Source organism: Streptomyces sp. NPDC002787 (genome assembly GCF_053592095.1).
Genome location: NZ_JBSFVC010000015.1, coordinates 232,041 through 252,212, shown reverse-complemented (window position 1 = coordinate 252,212; position 20,172 = coordinate 232,041). Strand labels below are relative to the sequence as shown.

Genomic DNA, 20,172 nt, shown 5'->3' with positions numbered 1-20,172 from the left:
GCGTACACCTCGCGCACCTGCGCCGAGTGCGGGCACATCGACCACGCGAACCGGGTCTCCCAGGCCCGGTTCGCATGCCGGTCCTGCGGATTCGTGCCCAGGAGATCGACCGTCCCCGGACGAGGCCGAGCAAGTGATCGACCACCTGCGCGAGAAGGGCCTTGGGGTCGATCTGGTCTGCCGGGTGCTGGAGTTGTCGCCGTCCACCTACTTCGCCCCAAGAAGCGGCCGAAGTCGGCCCGTCGGCTCCGCGACGAACAGCTGATGCCGCTGATCGAGGAGATCCATGCGGAGTCCGGGGCCACCTATGGGGCCCGGCGGATCACCCGCGCCCTGCGGCGACGCGGGGTGGACGTGGCGCGGTGCACCGTCGAGCGGCTGATACGTGAGCTGGGCGTCGAGGGCGTCATCCGCGGCGAGCGGCGGCGGACCACGGTGCCGAGCCGTCGGCGCCCCGCCCGCCGGACCTCGTCGACCGCAACTTCACGGCCTCCCGACCGGACCAGCTCTGGGTGGCGGACATGACCTATGTCAGGACGTGGTCCGGCTGGGCGTATGTGGCGTTCGTCCTGGACGTGTACTCACGGATGATCGTCGGCTGGCAGGTCGCCAACCATATGCGGACCGAACTCCCGCTGGATGCCCTGGAGATGGTTCTGTGGAGACGGAGGATCAAGACGGACTCCGGCCTCATTCACCACAGCGACAGGGGCTCGCAATATGTGTCGATTCGCTATACCGAGCGGCTCGCCGACATCGGCGCCTCCGCGTCGGTCGGCTCCGTCGCGGACAGCTATGACAACGCGATGGCCGAGGCGCTGAATGGCACCTTCAAGGCCGAGCTGATCGAGATGCAGGGTCCCTGGACCGGCTTCGACCAGGTCGAGCGGGCGATCTTCCAGTGGGTCACCTGGTACAACGAAGAACGACTCCACTCCGCCCTCGGCTACGTACCGCCCGCCGAGTACGAACGCGACTTCTGGCGAAGCCAGGAGCCCACCCCACAGTCCGCCTGAACCAATCAAGATCGGACTCTACGAAACTCGGGGCAGCTCAGCTTCGGACCAATGGCCAACGGGATGGTTTACCTCGTCAGCTGAGAACACTTGCGGACCAGGTCTGCTCCGTTGCCCGACTGCGGTGGTCTTGGTGTCAGTGGTGCCGCCTAGGTTGTGCGCATGGCCATGTTCAAGGACTTCAACTTCAAGCTCATCGTCGTCGAGCAGCTGATGTACATCGATGAGACGCTCACGCCTCAGTTCTGCCTCGCTGACCTCCTGAAGGAGAAGGGGCTCGGCGACGCCCCCTGGGAGTACGCGCAGCAGCACGGCCTGGCGTACCAGGTTGTGCCCGAGGCACGCAGCTACTTCACATCACTGGAGATCAGCGAGGAACTCCTGGCCGACGTCGAGGAGCTGTGCATGGACGGCGGTAACCAGGTGTACCAAGAGTGCGCCCCGGTCTGGGACGGCGAGGACGACTTGTTCGACGTCGCTTCCCTCGACGACCTCGTGCTGCTTCCCAACCTCCGTCGCGTCCTCGGCTCCGAGTTCCTGGGCCCGGAGTTGCGGAACGTCCTCAGCGCCCGAGGCATAGCCGCCGACTAGCCTCGCGAACGAGCGGCCTCGACCACAGGCGTGAGACCGGGCAGCAGCCAAGAATGTGACGGGAGAGAGCGCGGCGTGGACACACCCGAGGACATTGCACGGGCCGTCGAGGAAGGCCTCAAAGCCAGTCAGAGAGGGGAGTCGTATCTGACGTGCCAGTACCCGCGGCCGTCCGCGCTGCGTACCGCGTGGATCAGCGGCTATTACGGCACTGCCCCAGGTGCTGCGAGCCAGTCGTCTGACCGGGGCGAGGAACCCAGGGGTCCACAGTAGGCGGCAGAGCGAGCCGCATGTCCGGACCTACGAATGCGACGCCTGCGGTCTGGTCATCGACCGGGACGACAACGCCGCGCTCAACCTCGCCGCTCTCGCGGCAGCTTGCGTGACTGGTACCGGAGTGGCCGGAGACCAGGACACCGCCCCGGCGGTGTCGAAACCTCGTGGAGCCGACCGGAAGACCCGCGCCACCCGTCCCCGCCGTAAGGCGGAAGCGGGGCGGGCAGGTGGCGCAGCCCTGCCGCACCAGCGGCAGGAGGAAACGAGAGACCGTCCTCAAACCGAAGCTCTCACGCTTTGGTGATGTGACGGACCTTCCGGGCCGAAACGCCCGGAATGCTGAGACCTGACTACGGTCTCGACAACGGCTCCAACGTCGACCACATCTGTCTGGTGGTCGAGCCGCTCGACTGGCAACAGGTCGTCGATTCCGGCGTCTTCACGGTGCTGGACGGCCCCGACGAGCGCTTCGGCGCCCAGGGCACCGCGGTCTCCCTCTATGTGCAGAACCCGGACGGCAACACTGTGGGACTACGGCCTTGCGTTCGTAGCGGCGACGCGGGCGGCCGCATCCGGCCAGCCGGCAGTCCCTTGTCGGCGTGGAGGTCGGCCGGACGCCGGCGGCGTGGCCCGCGCCCTGGGGAGTGGGCACCGGCCGCCGCGGGGGGCCAGGTCGATCCAGCAGCAGGTCGCCGACCCCCGCGCGGTGCAACGCAGCAACCGGTCTCCATATACCCGCACATGTCGAAAGACTTTCTGCCGCCCGACACCTTGCCGACCTCGACCGAAGCCCTCTAGCTTCCGCAGAGAACGTTTACTGCACGGCAGTCGGCCGGGAGGATTCCGCATGTCCGTCTCCAGAAGATCCGTCCTGACCACGGCCGCGATCGGCACCGGCACGCTCGCTCTGACAGGCGGCGGCTGGTCCCACGCGGTGGCCGCCGAGGACGCGTCGGCCGAGGAGGCCGGCGCGGCGGCGGAAGGCGCGAGACGGCTCGACCTCATCGACTTCGGCGACCCCGACTCCGAGGCGGCCCACGACTTCCACGGCCCGGACACCGAGACCGTCGACGGCAACGCCGGGGACAGGGCGAGGGTCGCCAAGCCCCTCGCCACCCCCGACATCAAGGGCGGCGCCCTCCGCTTCACCCTCGCCGTCGACCCGGTCCACCAGAACCACCTCACCGTGAAGTTCTGGGGCGGCGACACCTCCCCGTACAAGACCCTCGCGTACATCAACGGCGAACAGATCGGCTACCGCCGCTCCGGCGACTACGAGGCACTGAACACCGGCACCAACCGCCCCCTCCCCGGCCGCTTCTTCTACGCCACGATCATGCTGCCGCTGGAACACACCCGGGGCCGGACCCGCGCCGAGATCACCCTGCGCACCTACGACAACGCCTTCGCCGCCAAGGTGACCGCCAACTCCCGTGGCTACTACCGCGCTTACACCCACACCGGCACCCACCTCGACCTGACCGGCGACCCCCGGGCCGACTTCACCCCGCCCACCGCCACGGTCGCCGACCTCGACGACACGGCGAAGCAGGCGCTGGTCGACGGCTATGTCGCCGACCAGGTGAAGCTCTTCAACTCCCTTTCGGCGAAGGTGGATTCGGCCGCCACGGGCAAGCTGTCGATCGTCCGGTACGTCGAGGAACTGTTCTTCTACGCGGGCGCGCTGGCCCGCGCCTCCTGGTGCCCGGCGAAGACCCCGGCCGAGAAGAAGGCCGCGCTGCTGCGGGTCTTCAAGTGCGTCGACAACCACACCAAGGACTACTACGGCAACACCAGGCTCCTGGCGTGGGGCGGCCACCAGGGCGACTGGGGCGGCTACTACGGGGCGCTCGGCCAGGCGCTGTACCTGGTCGAGAACGTCATCGCCGACAACGATGTCTACGGCCGTGAGGCCTTCGAGAGCTTCCTCGACGAGCCGTTCGCCACCGGCACCGAGGAAGGTGCCACCTCCCTCGCGGAAGCCGACTGGGACGGCGGCCCGCTCACCCGCCGCGCCGCCTGGGAACGCGTCCTGAAGGCAAACTTCGACTACGCCCGCTCCCGCCTCTCCTACATCTACAACCAGGTGATGTACACCTACGAGGGCGCCTGGGAGGCCCACGAAGGACTCCGGGTCATCGGCTCGACGTACTACGAGGGCCGGGCGCGCAGCCACCGCATCGTCGGCGAGGCCCTCGGCTGGGAGCCCTTTCTCGGCGAGGAGGTGCTGGTCGGACCCGACGGGCAGGACCTCGACCTCTTCCACTCGCTCTTCCAGCACGACACCACGGCCCGCTGGACCGTCGACTACGTCAAGTACGTCATCAAGGGGCTGGCCCGGTCCAAGCTCGACAAGGGCGGCAACGTCGTACGCCGCCTCCCGCTCGGCAGGCACTACACGACCATGACCGAGGCCGGCCACACCCGCGAGAACGGCTACGTCGCCAACTACGGCGAGGCCACCAACTACCTCCCCGAGTGGTTCCACCGCACCTGGGGCCATGAGGGCGACGAGGAACTCAACGACAGGATCCTGGAGTTGGCGCTGCGCAATCTGCACGCCCGCTCCCACGCCCGGATGACCGACCTCGACGACAACCTCAAGCGCACCATGCGCATGGAGATGGTCATCGACGAGCGCAACACCAACTTCCCCGGTTTCCCCGGCTATGTCCTGCGCATCTCCGAGGGCAAGCTCCTCCACTACGTCTCCCTCGCCCACCACATCGCCGAGCACCCGGAGCGCTACGCGGGCGAGGAGTGGGAGCGGACCCGCGAGTACGCCCGCGAGGCGGTGGGCTTCGCCCAGCAGCAGATCGCCGACCACCAGTACTTCGGCAGCAACTTCTCCGCCGTGAAGTCGAAGAACAAGTACGACCTCGAACTGGGGGAGACCTGGGGCTGGCTGAAGACCCAGGAGCCGACCGGCATCGTCCACCCGCACACCGACTTCGCGTACTACACCGCCGCCGAACTCTCCGCGCTCGGCGTGCGCACGGCCGACTACGAGCGCTTCGCCTGGGTGGACGTGGACTGCATGTTCGTCTCGCTCCGCGACGGCGACACGCACCTGTGGGGTCACCTCAACGAACGCCAGCGCGGCTTCGCCCGCAACGGCCGCCTGCACGTACGACACCCCGACCGCGACCACATCGTCCAGATCCACACCGACGGGCTCTTCCGGTACGAGGACTACTGGGCCCGCATGGACAACATCGACGTCGACTTCATGGAGGACCAGCAGACGGGCGACGGCTCCGCCCTCCAGGCCCTCGCCGGCGAGATCGCCCCCATCACCTTCCAGCCCGGTGTGGGAACGGTCCACCGCGAGAACTTCGAGGCGGACCACGCCTACTCCGGCTACCCGGACCTCCTCACGGCCCGCTACGGCCGCTACCTCTTCGTCTTCAACACGACGCGGAAGGCGTACGGGAACGAGCGGTCGTACGAGGTGGCGGTGCCGGGCGGGGGCTCCGGCGTCCCCGACCTGGTGAGCGGCCGGCAGCTCCCCGTGCGGGACGGCAAGGTGACCGTACCGCCGAAGACCGGTCTGGTGCTGCGGCTGGAGACGGAGGAGATCCCCCAACTCCCGCCCGCCCACGTCGATTTCGTCCACACCCTCCCCGGCGACGGCTCGGTCGTGGTCACCTGGCAGACCACGGCGGGCGCCACGCACTACGAGGTGCGACGCGCGACGCGGCGGCGGGGCCCGTACCGGCTGCTCGCCGCGAAGGCGAAGGGCCGGCACTTCGTGGACGACTCCGCGCGCCCGGGCGAGACCTACTTCTACACGGTCACGGCGGTGAACGCGGCAGGCCGCGGCCGGCCGTCGCACGCGATCGAGACGGAGGTCGAGCCGCCCGCGTCGACGGGTGTGCGGCGCACCGGCTGGCGCGACGACGCACTCTTCAAGGCCCGGGCGGGCAGCGCGCTCGTACGCGGCTCGACGATCCGTGTGCTCGGCGCGCGCGGCGACGGCCTGGGCGAAGGCGACGACTACCGGGCCCTGTCCCGGGACATCGAGGACGAACTGCACTTCGTGAGCCGCCCGGCGGCGGGCGGTTTCACGCTCACGGCGCGGATCGACAGCGCGCGGGGGCCGGTCACGGGCCTCATGCTGCGCGACCGGCTCACGGCCGACACCCGCCATGTGTACTTCGGCGCGGACGCCGACGGCGGGCTGGTCTTCCACAACCGCACCCGCGACAGCCGCCACGACTGGCAGGACGACATCCGCTCCCCGATCACCCGCGGGCTCGACGGCCGCACCCTGGCCGCCACCCCGTACCTCCGGCTCGTCCGCGACCTCAGCACCCATCGCGTGCACGGCCAGGTGTCGGCGGACGGCCGTGCCTGGGTGACGGTCGCGAGTCTGTTCTCCCCCTTCCCGTACGCGGTCCACGCGGGCGTCGCGGCGACGGGCGACGCCCGGTTCGTGAAGGTCGAGGTGGACACGCTCGGGAACGATCCCGTGCTCGTGGCCGTGGAGCGGGACGGCGACACCGTCACCGTCCGCTGGAACAAGCCGGAGGACGCCCTGACGTTCACCGTGGAGCGTTCCACCGACGGGGACACCTGGGACGCCCTCGCCTCGGACACCCGGTCCCTCGCGTACGACGACAAGGGGCTGCGGCACGGCGAGCGGCGCTACCGGGTCACGGCGGCCCTGGTGGGCGGCGGCACCCGGGTCTCCACGCCCGTCGTGGCCGTCGCCGAGTCCTTCGCCGACGTCCTCGCCCGGGCTCGCGCGACCGACGCGGCCGAGTGGACGAAGAAGAGCTACGCCGCCTTCACCGCCGAGCTCGACCGGGTGGAGGGAGAGACCGGGAAGGACGAGGACACCCGGATCGACGAGGTGTACGCGGCGTACGAGCTGCTCGTCTCCCGCGAGACGCTGCTGCGCCGCAGCCCGGTCACCGCGTCGATGGTGAAGGCCTCGACGATCGCCTGGCCCGGCACCGGCACCCAGGCCGCCAACGGCTGGCGGGCCTTCGACGGCGACACCGCGACCTACACGGACACCCTCGCGGCCGACAGCTGGATCGACATCGACGCGGGCGCGGGGGGCACGCTGCGGGTGGACAGGCTCCGTGTCCTGCCGCGCGCCGGGTACGCCTCGCGGGCCACGGGCACCGTGCTGCGCGGCTCCGCCGACGGCGGGGCGACCTGGACGGACCTGCACACCATCGGCGCGACGACGGACGGCGTCTGGTACGAGGCGAAGCTGCCGACCACGGCGGCGTACCCACTCCTCCGCCTCCACGACACGCACAACGGGCGGTGCAACCTGACCGAGGTGGAGTTCTGGTCCTACGCGGCGGAGGACTGACCGAACCTGTTCGCATCGTCGTCGGGTGCGGGTGGTCCCTGGTTGCTCGCGCGGTTCCCCGCGCCCCTTAAGGGCCTACGGCCCTTTCGGGCCCGAAAAGCACGGGGCGTAGCCCCTGCTTTTCAGGGGCGCGGGGAACCGCGCGACAAGCCCCCACCGGACCCGCACCCGACGACGCGCCCCGAAACGCCCCCCGCCCCCTCCGCCCGACCGCCGGAGGCATACCGTGGGGAGTTGCGTGCGGGCGATCCCCGGGCGCCGTCGGGAGCGAGGAGTGAACGGGATGGATGGCAGCCGCACCGCACTGGTGGAGGACCTGATGGAGAGGTTCCCGCACGTGCCACGGGAAGCCGTCTTCAAGGAGGACCTGCTCAGGGGTGGTGTGGCCTTCGACGCCTCCGCGCTGAGCGACAACGAGAAGGGCGAGGTGAAGCCGAAGTCGTACTTCATCTTCTCCTTCGACCACGGCACCCTCCCCGAACTCGGCGAGGCCGCCCTGCGCCGTCCGCCGGAGGAGATCATCCTCACCGGCGGCCCGTACGACCTGCGGCGCACGGTGGTCTCCGTACGGGTCAACCCGTCCTCGCCCTACCGCGTGGCCGCCGACGAGGACGGCCTGCTCGGCCTCTACCTCGACGGCAAGCGCATCGCGGACGTCGGCGTCCCGCCCATGCCGGAGTACTACCGGCACACCCTCTCCAACGGGAAGTCCGTGATGGAGGTGGCCCCGACCATCCAGTGGGGGTACCTCATCTACCTCACCGTCTTCCGCGTCTGCCAGTACTTCGGCGCGAAGGAGGAGTGCCAGTACTGCGACATCAACCACAACTGGCGCCAGCACAAGGCGGCGGGCCGGCCGTACACGGGCGTGAAGGACGTCGACGAGGTTCTCGAGGCCCTGGAGATCATCGACCGGTACGACACGGCGAAGACGTCCACCGCGTACACGCTCACCGGTGGCGCGATCACCAAGACGGTCGCGGGCCGCGACGAGGCCGACTTCTACGGCCACTACGCCAAGGCCATCGAGGAGCGCTTCCCGAACCGCTGGATCGGCAAGGTCGTCGCCCAGGCGCTGCCGCTGGACGACGTCAAGCGCTTCCACGACCACGGCGTGAAGATCTACCACCCCAACTACGAGGTGTGGGACGAGTACCTCTTCAAGATGTACTGCCCCGGCAAGGAGCGCTACGTCGGCCGCGACGAGTGGCACAAGCGCATCCTCGACTCCGCCGGTGTCTTCGGCGCGCGCAACGTCATCCCCAACTTCGTGGCGGGCGTGGAGATGGCCGAGCCCTTCGGGTTCAAGACGGTCGACGAGGCGATCGCCTCCACCACCGAGGGCCTGCGCTTCTTCATGTCACACGGCATCACACCCCGCTTCACCACCTGGTGCCCGGAGCCCACCACCCCGCTCGGCAAGGCCAACCCGCAGGGCGCGCCGCTGGAGTACCACATCCGGCTGCTGCAGGCCTACCGCGCCACGATGGACGAGTTCGGCCTGCAGTCCCCGCCCGGATACGGCCCGCCCGGACCCGGCCACGCCGTCTTCTCCGTCAGCTCCTTCATGGACAGCCTCCCGGCCGCCGAGGAGGCCGCCGAGGAGGTTTCCGTTCAGTAACTCCTGTGACGGTTGAGTCGATTGAGGTCGGCGTACGTACAACTCAACAGTGTGACCGCTGGTAACCGCATTTGAAGACGCAGCTTGTCAGTTGTGTGGGAAGCGTGAAAAGCTCTGGGGCACCGCAAGGTGGTCCCCCCAACTCCCTTGGATTTAAAGGGCAGTTGACTACTTTTGCGTACTTCCCCCCTCGCTCTGTGGATGCAGGAGACCCATGCCCGACCTGCCGAAGCCCCAGGATGCCGCCGAGGCGGCGCTTTTCTCGGAGTGCTGGGACGCGGTTCTGTCGTACGCCGACCTGTGCACGTCCGGTTCGATCGCGGCGACCCAACTGGCCACCGAGGCCTTCACCAACGGCATGCACGAGGCACGCGCCCTGGAGTCCGAGGCGGAAGCCGAACGCGGTGCCGGACGGCGTGCCCTGCGGCTGCCCCGAATACCGTTCCTGCTGACCTGGGTCAGAACCAGCGCGGCGGCCTGGGAGTCGGGCGGACAGGGCCACCGGCTCGACCCCGACCTGCGCCTCTGGCTCAACTCGGACAAGGCCGCGCGCTACACCGGCCCGCCGTTGCACCGACCCCTCGCCCTGCGAGCCCTGCGGGACATGCAGGAACCCGACGCGGCGATGCTGTGGCTGGCCGAGGTCGAGTCGCTGCCCCTGACCTCGGTGGCCCGCCGGCTCGGCCTCGACCCGGTGGTCGCCGGGACCGAACTCGACCAGGTGCGGGCGCTGTTCAGGGACCGCTGCCACCGCAGCCAGCTCGACACGCCCATGAACGCCGACTGCCGCAGCTACGCCCGCCTGCTGGACGCGGTCACCCGCTCGCCCGGCACCGACACCCCCGACGACCTGTCGCGGCACCTCGCCACCTGCGTGGAGTGCGCCGAGGCCGCGGCCTGCCTCGGCCTGCACGGCGGCGGCCTGCCCGCCGCGCTCGCCAGTGGGGTGATCGGCTGGAGCGGACTGGCCTACCTGGAGCGCCGCCGCCGCGCCGCCGACGCGGGACTGCTTCCCGGACGCGCGGACGCCACCGGCACCGACCGCGGACTCTCGCCCGGCAAGGAGCCCAGGCCCCGGCTGGGCCGCAACGGGCTGCTCGCCGGCGCCGGTCTCGTCTCCGTGCTGGCGCTCGTCGTCTCCCTCATGCCCTTCGGCGACGACGAGACCGTCGTCGCCGACAGCGCGTCCCCCGGCGAGTCGTCGGTGGTGCAGCAGGACCCGCGGTCCCCGGTGACCCCGCCCCCGTCCGGCGGCGGGTCCGAGCTGCAGAGCACCTCCCGGCCCGAGGAGACCGGCGCCGACGACGGTGACGGCGGAAGCGGCGGCAACAGCAACGAAAAGCCCCAGGGCGACTCCTCGACGCCCGCCCGCGTCTCCCATGAGCCGGTCGCCCCCGGCAAGCCGTCCGCCGCCACCTGCCACGTCCGCTACCAGGTCGTCAACGAATGGCCCGGCGGCTTCCAGGCCGCCGTCACCGTCACCTCCACCAAGGCCCTCGACGGCTGGCGCATCGGCTGGACCTACGCGGACGACCAGCGCATCACCCAGATGTGGGACGGCACCTTCGACCAGGAAGGCTCCGAGGTCACCGCCGACGCCGCCGACTACAACAAGACCGTCGCCGCCGGCGGCACCTTCGGCGTCGGCTTCCTCGGCACCTGGGACGACGACGAGAACTCGACGCCGCGGGACTTCACGCTGAACGGGAAAGACTGCGAGAAGGCCGACTAGATCGTCGAGACGGACGGCTGGATCGTCGAGACGGACGATTTAATCGTTTGACGGGGGGCCGAGGGCTCCCGCTAGGGTGAGATCACCGAGCACGGCGGCCCTTCCGGCCGCCGCTGCCAACTACGAGTGAGACAGGAGGTGTTGACCGATGGCTGTCACGGCGATGGGCGCTGCCCGCATCCAGGAATCCATCCAGTCCACCTCCGTGGTCACCGGCTGACAGCCACTTCCTGTACGGCGCCGGGACCACCCTTGTGAAGGGTCTCCCTTGACTTCCTCCAGCTCCCTCTCCGGTTCCGCTTCGACTTCCGGTACCGGACCCGTTCTCTCCGCCCTGGCCCCCTACGGCTGGGACGACTCCTGGGCGGACGCCTTCGCCCCGTACGACGCCGAAGGCCTGCTCGCCGGGCGGGTCGTCCGGGTCGACCGAGGGCAGTGCGACGTCGTCACCGCAAACGGCCTACTGCGCGCCGACACCGCGTTCGTCACTCCGCACGACCCGATGCGCGTGGTGTGCACCGGCGACTGGGTCGCCGTCGAACCCGCGGGCGACCCCCGCTACGTCCGCACCTATCTTCCCCGCCGCAGCGCGTTCGTGCGCTCCACCTCCTCCAAGCGCGCCGAGGGCCAGATCCTCGCCGCCAACGTCGACCACGCGGTCGTCGCGGTGTCACTCGCCGTGGAACTCGACCTCGGCCGCGTCGAACGGTTCCTCGCGCTGGCCTGGGAGTCCGGCGCACAGCCGGTGGTCGTGCTCACCAAGGCGGACCTGGTGCCGGAGGCGGCCACGCTGGCGCACCTGGTGCAGGACGTGGAGACCGTCGCGCCCGGCGTCACCGTGCTGACGGTCAGCTCCGCGCTCGGCGAGGGCCTCGACGTCCTCGCCGCGGTGCTCTCCGGCGGCACCTCCGTACTGCTCGGGCAGTCCGGCGCCGGCAAGTCGACCCTCGCCAACGCGCTGCTCGGCGAGGATGTCATGGACGTCCAGGCCATCCGTGACGTGGACGGCAAGGGACGGCACACCACCACCACCCGCAACCTCCTCGCCCTGCCCGGCGGCGGGGTCCTCATCGACACACCCGGGCTGCGCGGCGTCGGCCTCTGGGACGCCGAGACCGGCGTCGGACAGGTCTTCGCCGAGATCGAGGAACTGGCCGCGGACTGCCGCTTCCACGACTGCGCGCACATCGCCGAGCCCGGCTGCGCCGTCCTCGGCGCGGTCGAGTCCGGTGAACTGCCCGAGCGACGGCTCGACAGCTACCGCAAGCTGCTCCGCGAGAACCAGCGGATCGTGGCGAAGAGCGACGCGCGGGTGCGGGCCGAGATCCGGAAGGAGTGGAAGCGGCGCGGTGCGGAGGGGCGCGCGGCGATGGAGGCGAAGCGGGGTGGTCGTCGCTGAGTTCTCGCTGCGGGTGAGTGGGGGCCTGTCGCGCCCACGCGGCGGAGCCGCATATCGGCACAGCCCCGCGCCCCTCGGGCGCGGGGCTACAGCGCGGTGTCCGAAACCCGCCAGCCAGGGTGGCCGCCGTCGTCGACACTTGATGTCATGAAGGACGAAGACACCAGGTACGAGGCCGTGCGCAGCAGGGACGGGCGGTTCGACGGGGAGTTCTTCTTCGCCGTCGAGACGACCGGGATCTACTGCCGGCCGAGCTGCCCGGCGGTGACGCCGAAACGGGAGAACGTCCGCTTCTACGCGACCGCGGCCGCCGCCCAGGGCGCCGGCTTCCGGGCCTGCCGGCGATGCCGGCCGGACGCCGTGCCGGGGTCGGCCGAGTGGAACGTACGCGCGGACGCCGTGGGCCGGGCCATGCGGCTCATCGGGGACGGCGTCGTCGACCGGGAGGGCGTCGCCGGACTCGCCCTGCGCCTGGGATACAGCGCACGGCAGGTGCAGCGGCAGCTCACCGCCGAGGTCGGCGCCGGGCCCGTCGCCCTGGCCCGCGCCCAGCGGGCCCACACGGCCCGCGTCCTCCTCCAGACCACCGCGTTGCCGGTCACCGAGATCGCCTTCGCGGCCGGGTTCGCCAGCGTGCGACAGTTCAACGACACGATCAGGGCGGTGTACGCCATGACGCCGAGCGGACTGCGCGCGGCGAGGCCCCGGCGGTCCGCCGACCCGCCGACCGCCGGTATCCCCCTGCGGCTCGCGTACCGGGGCCCGTACCAGTCCACCGCCCTGTTCGACGCCCTCGCCGCCGAAACCGTCCCCGGCATCGAGGAGGTCACCGGCGAACGCGGCCACCGCACCCACCGGCGCACCCTCCGTCTGCCGTACGGCACGGGAGTCGCCGAGGTCGACGAACGGCCGGGTGGACACCGGGGACGGACCCGGCACCCCACCCCGCACCCAGGCGGCTGGCTCGACGCGCGGCTGTATCTCACCGACCCCCGGGATCTCACCACGGCCGTGCGGCGGCTGCGGCGGCTGTTCGATCTCGACGCGGACCCGTACGCCGTGGACGAGCGCCTCGGGGCCGACGCGCGGCTCGCCCCGCTCGTCGCCGCCAGGCCGGGGCTGCGCTCGCCCGGAGCGGCCGATCCCGAGGAGTTCGCGGTACGGGCGCTCGTGGGGCGCGGAGAGGCGGAACGGCTCGTGCGGGCGTACGGCAAGACGCTCGACGCCCCGCACGGGACGCTGACCCACCTGTTCCCCGCCCCGGCCGCGCTGGCCGGGGCGGAAGGCCCCCTCGGCGCCCTCGCCACCGCCCTCGCCGACGGCACCGTCCGCCTCGACGTGGGCGCCGACCGGGACGAGGCCGAGGCGGCGCTGCTCGCGCTCCCGGGGCTGGACGCCCGTACCGTCGCCGCGATCCGCACCCGCGCCCTCGGCGACCCGGACGTGGCACCGCCGGGCGACGCCGTGCCGGACGCCTGGCGTCCCTGGCGGTCATACGCCCTCCAACACCTCAAGACAGCAAGCGAGTCGGAGCCGGGCACAGCCACACAGGCGGCGACACGCGCACCGGAAGCGGGAGTTCAGTCGTGAGCATCGAGCAACGGACCTACTGCACCACCGTCGACAGCCCCGTCGGCCAACTCCTCCTCACCGCCGACGAGTCGGGTGCCCTCACCTCCCTCTCCGTGCCGGAGCAGAAGGGCGGCCGTGTCCCGCTGGCGGGTTGGCTGCACGACCCCGCGCTCTTCCGCGCGGCCGAGGAACAGCTCGCCGCCTACTTCGCCGGTGAACTCAAGGAATTCCAGCTGGAGTTGCGCGGAGAGGGCACCGACTTCCGGCAGCGGGTCTGGGCCGCGCTCGACGACGTCGCGTACGGCGCGACCACCACGTACGGCGCCATCGCCGCCCGCATCGGCGCACCCCGCGCCGCCGTCCGGGCCGTCGGCGGCGCGATCGGCGCCAACCCCCTCCTCATCGTCCGCCCATGCCACCGGGTGATCGGCGCGGACGGCACCCTCACGGGGTACGCCGGCGGCCTCGACCGCAAACGCCTGCTGCTCGACCTGGAGGGCGTGCTCTGACGCAGCCCGGAACCCCCGGAACCGGCCGCACCGGGTCCGCGTCAACGCGCGCGGGCCGGGTGCGCCGATGGTGTGAGGGTGCGTGCAGGGGGCCGTCACGCAGGGAAGTCATGAGGCGCTCGCGTCGCTTCCGCCAGCGAAGGGCGGCCCCGCATGACCCGCACCGCCAGCATGGTCCGCATGCCTCATCTGACGCGCCCGGCGGCCGTGGTCCTCGCCCTCGTACTCCTCGCCGCGCTCGCCCTGACCGGCGCCCTTCCCGCGAGTGCCGGCGCACGGCCGGAGCCCGCGCCCGCCCAGCGCTGGACCGGTACGTGGGAGGCCGCCGCCTCCGGTACGGCGCCCGCGCTGCCGGGAGTGTCGATCCGCAACGTCGTCCATGTGAGCGTCGGCGGCAGCGCGGTGCGGGTCCGGGTCTCCAACCGGCTGGGCACGGCCGCGCTCCGACTCGGCGCCGTGACGGTCGCACGGCAGGAACCGGGAGTCCCGAACAGCCCGAACGCGCTGCCCGGTTCGCTGCGTACGGCGACCTTCGGCGGTGCCCGGACGGTCATCGTCCCGGCGGGACAGGACCGCGTCACCGACCCCGTCGCGCTGCGCGTCCCTGCGTACGGCAACCTCCTGGTCACGCTGTACACCCCGGACGACTCCGGCCCGGCCACCTACCATCGCTCCGCCCGGCAGACCAACTTCCTCGCGAGCCGAGGGAACCGGGCGGCCGACGAGGACGGTTCCGCGTACACGACGGCCGTCGGCAGCTGGTACTACGTGACCGGCGTGGACGTACTCGGCTCCTCGGCCGCCGGCAGTGTCGTCGCGCTCGGCGACTCGATCACCGACGGCAGCGGCTCGACGGCCGACACCAACCGCCGCTGGCCCGACCGGCTCGCCGAACGGCTGGGCGCGCTGCCCGCCCACCGCCGGCTCGGCGTCCTCAACGCGGGAATCTCCGGCAACCGGCTCCTGCGCACGGGCGTGGGGCCCAGCGCTGTGGACCGGTTCGACGCCGACGTCCTCACCCGGACCGGTGTGCGCACGCTGATCGTCATGGAGGGCATCAACGACATCAAGGGCACCCCCGAAGCCACCGACCCGGCCGCCTTCACCGCCGCGTACCGCGGGCTCGTGGACCGGTCCCACGCCCGAGGTATCCGGGTCGTCGGGGCCACGCTCACGCCGTACGGCGGCCATGGCGCGTACACGGCGGCGCGGGAACGTGTACGGCAGGCGGTCAACGCCGCGATCCGCGGTGAGGGGATCTTCGACGCGGTGGTGGACTTCGACCGGGCCGTCCGCGACCCCCTCCGTCCGCACCGGATCCGTCCCGCCTACGACCCCGGCGACCACCTCCACTTCAACGACGCCGGCATGCGCGCCCTGGCCGACGCGCTCGACCTGTCCGCCGTGGCGCCGTGATCGAGGGCACCGCGCTCCTCAGCCCCCGAACACCACGCCCACCCACGCACCCGTCACCAGCAGGCACGCGAAGAGCTCCGTCAGGACGCTCGATCCGCCCGAACGCATCGCCGTGCGCGTCGCGGCCTTCGCCGCGCCGTGACGGCCGAGGCGGAGCCGTTCGGAGAGGTAGATGCCGCCGACGAAGCCGGGGATCGCGCCGACGACGGGGAGGAGGACGAAGCCGAGGAGGGAGCCGACACCGGCGTACACCGCCATTCGGGGGGTGGCTCCGCTCTCCTGCAGGCGCCGGGGCGGCAGACCCCAGCGGATCGCACGGGACAGCAGCAGTACGGCGGTGGTGCCCACGAGTACCCACCAGGCGATGGGCCGCGGCTCCTCCAGCGCCCACCACACGACCCCGGCCCACACGAGCCAGGACCCCGGCACGCCGGGCACCAGCACTCCGACCAGGCCCAGCAGCAGCACCACCGCGACCAGCAGGAGTTCCCACGCTCCCATCTGCCCAGGGTGCCGGACCGCGCGAGAATACGCAGGGCAGTGATGCCAGTCCTGGGGCACTTCCAGGTCAGTCCCGGGTGACCCAGGCACGCTCGTACGCGTGCCAGCCCAGCTGCAGCCGGGTCGTCACCCCGGTCAGCTCCATCAGGCGTTTCACCCGGCGCTGTACGGTCCTCAGGCCCAGGTCGAGCTGTTTGGCGACGCTGGCGTCGGTCATGCCGGCCAGCAACAGGGAGAGGATCTCCAGATCGGTGTCGTCGGGGCCGTCGGGGATGTCCTCGGTGACATGGCCGGCGCCGAGCCGCAGCGGAAGGGCCTGCCGCCACACCGACTCGAACAGGCCCGACAGCAGCTCCAGCAGACCGCTCGCGTGGACGACGAGCGCGGCGGGCTCGGCGGCGTGCGTGGTGAGCGGGACCATCGCGAGCGACCGGTCGGCGATCACCAGCTTCGTCGGCACCTCGTCCAGCACCCGCACCCGCTCGTCCCGGCCCAGCGCGGCGGACAGCTCGGTGAGCCCGCTGTCCTCGTCCAGGACGGCCCGCTCGACCACCACGCGGTAGCCGACACCGCGGCCGGTGGCCTGCTCCTCCGCCGGGTTGTTCTCCGGCCCGGAGACCGCGATCGGAGCGCCGGTGACCATGGCACAGACCTCCTCCGTGGCGCCGAGCTGAATCTGCAGGAAGCGCTGCGCTATGGCGGCCGAGCCGATCACCACCTCGACCAGGTCGTGGGCGGCGGGCTCGGCCGCGCTCGCCCGGTACTCCTCGGCGAGGATCGCCGCCGCCAGCTCCGCCTTCTCCAGCTCGTGCCGCTGCTGGGTGAGCAGCGCGCCCAGGGCCACGCCGGGCGGCGCGGCCACCCAGCGGCCGGGGCGCGCGGAGGACTGGGCCGCGAGACCGTGCCGCTCCAGCCGCCGCAGCGCGCGCTCGGTGTCGTGCTCCCCGAGCGTGAGCCGGCGCGCCAGATCCGGTACGTCGGCGGCGCCCACGGACACCAGGGCCCGGTACGCCGACTCGTGCGTCTCGTCGAGACCGATCGCTCCCAGCATGCGGCGACGCCTCCCTTGCCGTGCCCACCCCGCGCACTTCCGCCTCGTCACATCATCACCGCACCGCACATCCCACCCACCAGGCGGGGTCGCACACAGCGGACTACCAGGAACATGCCGCACACTCGGGCCGACCGGCCCACGCGCCCGCACCGCGCCCCGGTCGCCCCGGCGCCGCCGGGCGGTTTCTCCTGTGGGGGGTGGCACCGCCCGGCGGTCTCTTCCGGCGGCTTCGGAGGATCCTCCGAATGATCCTCCGGATGCTTCCGGTCCTCACCGATCCCTCGACTCCCTTGCCTCGCACCGGAGTTCGACGTGTAGCCCGACACGCCGTGAGGTCGCCGGCTCCGCGGGCCGATTTTACGGATGCCCCGTTTTCATACGGCTCCTGAGGTGGACAATTAGGGGCATGAGCCAGCAGGGGGAGAGGCCGACCGGTCACGAGGACGACTGGTGGCGGCAGTTGTACGACGACTCCAAGGGGGACACGGGCCCCTCGGTCGCGGCCGATTCCCTCGACGACCGCTTCGCCTCGGCGGCGGGCACGCTCGGGAAATCACCGCCGAACCCGACGCCCCCGCCGACTCCGCCGAGCGCGTCGGGTCCGGCGGGGGCCTGGGGTGCCATGCCGGGTACGTCGGGTGCCTGGGCGGCCGTGCCGGGTACGGCGGCCACCAGGGGCGGCTCGGACACCGGGGCGGCCGGGACGGGCGCGGGGGCGACCGGGCCGGGTGGGGCGGACGCCGGGTCGCATGCCTCGGGTGGACCGCGCGCGGTGTCCGGTGCTGGGCCGAACGGGCCGGGCGGACCGCGTGCGGTGCCGGATGTCGGGCCGGATGCGTCGGGCGGACAGCACACGGTCCCGGACGGCGATCCCGATACGACGGGCGGACAGCGCGGGGCCCCGGACGCCGTGGGCCCCCCGTCGGGCACACCGGGCGCTCTCTCGGACCGAGTGCCCTCCCAAGGCTCCCCGGGCGGACCCGGCGGCAGGGGAGGGCTCGGCGCGGCAAGTGGCTGGGGCGGTCAGAGCGGAGCCGACGGACCCAGCGAGCAGAGCGGACCCGGTGGGCGAAGCGGTCGAGACAGCCAGGACGGCCAGGACGGTCGGGACGCCCAGGACGGCCGAGACGCCCAGGACGGTGGAAACGGGCAAGGCAGCGGAGGCGGGCGAGACAGGCCGTACGGGCGCGGCGGCCGGACCGGCGACCTCCCGGGTTCCGCCTCGGTCCCAGCCCCCACCCCTCCCGTCGCCCCCAGCACGGCCCCCCTCCACCGGAGCAGCCCCACCGGGCAGGACGGAGGCGGCAGCCGACCCGGTGACCCTCCGAAGCCCGTCTCACCCCCGGACACCGCCACCGAGGCCCTGCGCCGCAGTGGCCTCATGCCGCAGCGCGCGCCCTGGGAACCACCGCCCGCCCAGCCGACAGGCCCGGTGACCTTCCCGCCCGGCTTCCGCGCGGCCGCCCCCCGACGCCATGCACCCACCCAGCCACCTACCACAGGCGGGGCCACCACGCGGCCCCCCATGGACGCACCTCCACCGACAGGCGGCCTGCCCCCGAGGGGCACGCCCCCCAGCGGTCGCCCTCCGACGGAGGCACCCCCAGGCGGCACACCCCCGCGCCCCTCACTGCCCCCGCCGGCGCGGCCGTCCGCCCCGCCGACGCCCACGGGCCCGTGGGCGCGTTCGATCCCGTCACAGCCGTCCGACGCCGTACCTCCTGCCGCGCGCCGATCGGCGCAGGCGTCCTCTCCGAGGCCTTCGGGAGCCGACGGCCCGGACGGGGGCCGCAGCCAGGAACCCGGCGGGACAGGCGACCCGGCGGCCCCGACAGACGCGTCGTCGGCACTCGTGTCCGCGTCGTCCGCACCCTCCTCCCCACCCCCCGCAGCCGAGCCCTCCGACGCCCGGCCCCCCACCCGACTCGACCTCCCCACCCTCCAGGCGCAGGACGTCACCCTCGTCACCGGCAGCCAGGAGGTGCGGGTCGAGTACGTCGGGTCCGGGCCTCCGACGTACGACGCGGAGCCGACCGCGTTGCCCCCGGCGGACCCCGAGGATCTGGGGGACCTGGTCGCGGACACGGTGCTGGACGGCGCGCGCTACGGAGCGTGCACGCTGCGCGCGGCGTCGCTGCGCGGCGACTCGGCGCGGTACCGGGGCGAGCCGCGCCGGGACTCGCTCCTGACCGCCCGCTTCGGCGTGGGCGAGCAGGCTCTGGTGCTGGTGGCCATGGCGACCGGTGCCCGCGCCACACCCGGGGCGCACCGCGCGGCGGCGGAGGCGTGCCGGTGGATCGGGCGGGCCGTCGGGCTCAGCCATGTGCGGCTGGTGGAGGACATCCGGGCGGCCCGGCGCGGCGACCTGAAGTCCGGGCTGCACCGGCTCACCGACCGCAGCCTCGGCAAGCTGCGCGCCAGCGCCGTCGAGCAGGGCCTCGACCCGGAGGAGTACACGGCGAGCCTGCGCTGTCTGCTGCTCCCGGCCGACCCCCGCTGCCGTACGCGCGTGTTCTTCGGGGTCGGCGCCGGCGGACTGTTCCGGCTGCGGGACGGGGAGTGGCAGGACATAGAGCCCCGCGTCGCGCACACGGCGGGCGCGCCGGTGGTCGGCTTCGGTTCGCTGCCGCACGAGACCCCCGACGGCGACCGTCTCACCATGGACCTGGGCATCACGACACCCCCGAGCCCCTACGAACCCGCCCCCGCGCCACCCCGCGAACCCTTCCGCTTCCGGGCCTCCGTGGCCCGCGAGAACGACGTCCTGCTCCTGTGCACCGGAGGTCTGGCCGAGCCCCTGCGCGGCGAGGCCCCGCTCGCTGGGCATCTGGCGGCCCGCTGGGGCGCCGCCGAGCCGCCCGGTCTCGCCGCCTTCCTCGCCGATGCCCAGGCCAGGGTCAAGGGCTACGCCGACGACCGTACGGCGGCAGCCGTCTGGGAGGCCTGACCGCGCGACCACAGCCCCCGAAAGCGGAAGCCGACCACGGCCGAGGAGGCGGGGAGTCGAGGACAGCCGGAGAGCCAAGGCCGGCCGGCGAGGACCGGCGTCAACCAGCCGCGCCCGGCCGGATGTTGGCCTGTACCAGCGCAGGATTCCGGCCAATCAACATCATCGGGGCGAGCGGCCCGTCCCGGGCGTCGATCCCACGCGTCCAC

Annotated in this window: 15 protein-coding genes and 2 pseudogenes; 14 read left to right on the top strand and 3 right to left on the bottom strand. The window is 72.1% G+C overall.

Going from position 1 to position 20,172, the window contains the following annotated elements; all coding sequences use genetic code 11:
* Positions 1-93 precede the first annotated feature (93 nt).
* From ACWD26_RS22730 to ACWD26_RS22670, 13 genes and pseudogenes are all read left to right on the top strand, one after another.
* Complete coding sequence (locus ACWD26_RS22730) at positions 94-525, top strand: IS3 family transposase (RefSeq protein WP_451272775.1); 432 nt, start codon at positions 94-96, stop codon at positions 523-525.
* Positions 471-1,016, top strand: a pseudogene (locus tag ACWD26_RS22725) (IS3 family transposase); the annotation flags it as partial. The gene ACWD26_RS22730 and the pseudogene ACWD26_RS22725, both read left to right, overlap by 55 nt.
* A gap of 162 nt (positions 1,017-1,178) precedes the next feature.
* Positions 1,179-1,607 carry a DUF6892 domain-containing protein gene (locus ACWD26_RS22720; RefSeq protein WP_451272751.1) on the top strand — a complete coding sequence of 143 codons (429 nt, stop codon included), beginning with the start codon at positions 1,179-1,181 and terminating at the stop codon, positions 1,605-1,607.
* 30 nt (positions 1,608-1,637) lie between these two features.
* Positions 1,638-1,880 (top strand): Rmf/CrpP fold protein, encoded by a 243-nt coding sequence (locus ACWD26_RS22715; RefSeq protein ID WP_451272749.1) that lies wholly within the window; start codon positions 1,638-1,640, stop codon positions 1,878-1,880.
* On the top strand, positions 1,828-2,187 hold the full coding sequence (locus tag ACWD26_RS22710) for a zinc ribbon domain-containing protein (RefSeq protein WP_451272747.1): 360 nt from the start codon (positions 1,828-1,830) through the stop codon (positions 2,185-2,187). Before ACWD26_RS22715 ends, ACWD26_RS22710 begins: the two co-directional genes overlap by 53 nt.
* A gap of 65 nt (positions 2,188-2,252) precedes the next feature.
* Positions 2,253-2,420, top strand: a pseudogene (locus ACWD26_RS22705) (VOC family protein); the annotation flags it as partial.
* A 310-nt stretch (positions 2,421-2,730) separates the two neighbouring features.
* Positions 2,731-7,212: a Tat pathway signal protein gene (locus ACWD26_RS22700; protein ID WP_451272745.1), complete on the top strand. Its 4,482-nt coding sequence runs from the start codon at positions 2,731-2,733 to the stop codon at positions 7,210-7,212.
* Between the two features lie 283 nt (positions 7,213-7,495).
* Positions 7,496-8,833, top strand: coding sequence for a radical SAM protein (locus ACWD26_RS22695; RefSeq protein ID WP_451272743.1), 1,338 nt, complete (start codon positions 7,496-7,498; stop codon positions 8,831-8,833).
* A 214-nt stretch (positions 8,834-9,047) separates the two neighbouring features.
* Positions 9,048-10,565 carry a cellulose binding domain-containing protein gene (locus ACWD26_RS22690; RefSeq protein ID WP_451272741.1) on the top strand — a complete coding sequence of 506 codons (1,518 nt, stop codon included), beginning with the start codon at positions 9,048-9,050 and terminating at the stop codon, positions 10,563-10,565.
* A gap of 268 nt (positions 10,566-10,833) precedes the next feature.
* The gene (rsgA, locus tag ACWD26_RS22685) at positions 10,834-11,964 is read left to right on the top strand and encodes a ribosome small subunit-dependent GTPase A (RefSeq protein WP_451272739.1); all 1,131 of its coding nucleotides are present in this window, start codon (positions 10,834-10,836) and stop codon (positions 11,962-11,964) included.
* A gap of 147 nt (positions 11,965-12,111) precedes the next feature.
* Positions 12,112-13,554 carry a bifunctional transcriptional activator/DNA repair enzyme AdaA gene (locus tag ACWD26_RS22680; RefSeq protein WP_451272737.1) on the top strand — a complete coding sequence of 481 codons (1,443 nt, stop codon included), beginning with the start codon at positions 12,112-12,114 and terminating at the stop codon, positions 13,552-13,554.
* The gene (locus tag ACWD26_RS22675; protein ID WP_451272735.1) at positions 13,551-14,045 is read left to right on the top strand and encodes a methylated-DNA--[protein]-cysteine S-methyltransferase; all 495 of its coding nucleotides are present in this window, start codon (positions 13,551-13,553) and stop codon (positions 14,043-14,045) included. The genes ACWD26_RS22680 and ACWD26_RS22675 overlap by 4 nt, the downstream gene beginning before the upstream one ends.
* Positions 14,046-14,216: 171 nt before the next feature.
* Positions 14,217-15,461 (top strand): SGNH/GDSL hydrolase family protein, encoded by a 1,245-nt coding sequence (locus ACWD26_RS22670; RefSeq protein WP_451272773.1) that lies wholly within the window; start codon positions 14,217-14,219, stop codon positions 15,459-15,461.
* An 18-nt stretch (positions 15,462-15,479) separates the two neighbouring features.
* On the opposite strand, the gene ACWD26_RS22665 is transcribed toward ACWD26_RS22670, so the two are convergent.
* The 3 genes from ACWD26_RS22665 to ACWD26_RS22655 form a co-directional block, all read right to left on the bottom strand.
* The gene (locus ACWD26_RS22665) at positions 15,480-15,962 is read right to left on the bottom strand and encodes a DUF456 domain-containing protein (protein WP_451272733.1); all 483 of its coding nucleotides are present in this window, start codon (positions 15,960-15,962) and stop codon (positions 15,480-15,482) included.
* A 67-nt stretch (positions 15,963-16,029) separates the two neighbouring features.
* A complete protein-coding gene (locus ACWD26_RS22660) occupies positions 16,030-17,013 on the bottom strand; it encodes a helix-turn-helix domain-containing protein (protein WP_451272731.1) in 984 nt (327 codons plus the stop codon).
* 438 nt (positions 17,014-17,451) lie between these two features.
* Positions 17,452-17,706 carry a hypothetical protein gene (locus ACWD26_RS22655; protein ID WP_451272729.1) on the bottom strand — a complete coding sequence of 85 codons (255 nt, stop codon included), beginning with the start codon at positions 17,704-17,706 and terminating at the stop codon, positions 17,452-17,454.
* Between the two features lie 691 nt (positions 17,707-18,397).
* Between ACWD26_RS22655 and ACWD26_RS22650 the strand changes: the two genes are divergently transcribed.
* A complete protein-coding gene (locus ACWD26_RS22650) occupies positions 18,398-19,963 on the top strand; it encodes a protein phosphatase 2C domain-containing protein (RefSeq protein ID WP_451272727.1) in 1,566 nt (521 codons plus the stop codon).
* The last annotated feature ends 209 nt before the right edge of the window (positions 19,964-20,172 follow it).